Source organism: Rhabdothermincola sediminis (assembly GCF_014805525.1).
Classification (GTDB): Bacteria; Actinomycetota; Acidimicrobiia; order Acidimicrobiales; family Acidimicrobilacustridaceae; genus Rhabdothermincola; species Rhabdothermincola sediminis.
The window spans coordinates 1-1778 of sequence record NZ_JACFSZ010000042.1; the positions used below are offsets into that span (position 1 = coordinate 1).

The 1778-nt window shown below is 71.5% G+C and carries 1 protein-coding gene; it reads left to right on the plus strand.

Translation table 11 applies throughout. The annotated features are described in order from the left end of the window. The first annotated feature begins 231 nt into the window (after nt 1-231). Entirely contained in the window at nt 232-1656 is a 1425-nt protein-coding gene (locus HZF19_RS16065; protein ID WP_208029808.1) for a glycosyltransferase family 39 protein, read from the plus strand. Nucleotides 1657-1778 lie beyond the last annotated feature (122 nt).

The window sequence follows — 1778 nt, forward strand, 5'->3', positions numbered from 1 at the left end:
CCTCCAACCCCGGCTCGAACCCGAACCCGAAACGACCCGACCGCGGCGACGACAACCGCCCCCCAAGCTCATCCACAGGCGCGAAAGCCGGGCGGCTGGGTGCTTGGTGGGGGAGCGTGTCGGTCATGTGCAGGCCACTGCGTCGGGTGGCAGGGGAACGGAGGATCGCGGGGATCCGACCGGCCAGACGGGCACGTCATGGTAGTCGGCGGGTCGTGGTAGACCGGCGGCGTGGAGGGCCACGGGCGACGCGCCGTATCCCGCGCCCGTGCGGTGCGGGCGACGGTCGGGGAGGCGATCGGGCGGCTACGGCGCGAGCGCCCCACGCAGGTGCTGGCGGCCGCGGTGCTCGGCGGCTTCGTCGTGCGCCTGGTGTGGATCCTCTACGCCACTCGGGCTCCGGCAGGCGAGCACGACCCGGCGTTCTACGAGGCGCTCGCTCGGAGCCTTGCTGCCGGCGACGGCTACGCCGGGCCGACCGGGCAGCCCACCGCGTACTACCCGCCTGGTTACCCGGCGGCACTCTCGGTCGTGGTCTGGCTGGTGTTGCACACACCTTTGCCGGACGACGTGCCGATGGCCGGTGCCGCGCTGAACCTCGTGGTGGGCACCGTGTCGATCGCGCTCGTCGGGCTCCTGGGCAGGAGGTTGGTCGGTCCCCGGGTGGGTGCGGTCGCGGCGGTGCTGGTCGCGCTCACGCCCAGCCTCATCATGTACACGGGGCTGCTGCTGACCGAGACCTTGTTCATCGGTGTCGAGCTGAGCGCGCTGGCGGTGCTCCTCTGGCGACCGTGGTCTGGCGAGAGCGGCGGGCGGCCGGATGCTCCGAGTGCTCGCCGCCTGGCCGTCGCCGGCGTGCTGTTCGGGTTCGCCCTGCTCGTCCGACCCACGTTCGGGCCGGCCTTCGTGCTGCTGCTGATCGCCCTGGCGCTCGCATGGCGCGACGCGCGCCACTGGATTCGCGGCACCGCGGTACTCGTGGGCGCGGCGGCACTGATCGTGGTGCCCTGGACGGTGCGGAACTTCGTCCAGCTCCACGCCTTCGTGCCGATCTCGACCAACACCGGCGACAACCTCTGCATCGGCAACCACCCGGGCGCACCAGGATCCTTCGCCCTCCCCGACTACTGCTTCAGGGAGCTCCCGCCCTTCGATCCTCCTGCCAGCGAAGTGGAGCAGAACCGGTTGCTCACCGAGCGGGCGCTGGAGTGGATGAGGCAGCATCCCGGCGAGCAAGCGCGTCTGGTGGCGTGGCGCACGTACTTCACCTTCCTGAACGACCACGAAGCGATCCGGGCCACCACCTCCTACGGGGACGACCCGTGGCTCAGCCCGAGGCGGGTGGAGGTGCTCCAGTTCTGGGCCGACGCGGTGTACTTCCCGCTGCTGGCGCTCGGCGCGCTCGGCGTGGCGGCGTTCGGGGCCGGGCGGTCTCCCCGCCGGTTGGCGCTGGTGCTGGTCATCACCGGCATCGCGATCGCGCCGTGGCCGTTCTTCGGTGAGCCGCGGTTCCACGTCCCGCTGCTTCCGCTGCTGGCGGTACCGGCGGCGCTTCCCCTCGCCGCCTTCCCGGAGATCCGGCGATGGTTCCGCCCCGGGGTCAGGGTGCACGGGACTGAAGCACGTGACGTAGGCCACAGTTTGACCCCCGAGTAGCCTGAGCGGCGTGCTCCAGGAAGCTGCCCGCCCGGCTTTCGCGCCTGTGGATGAGCTTGGGGGGCGGTTGTCGTCGCCGCGGTCGGGTCGTTTCGGGTTCGGGTTCGAGCCGGGGTTGGAGG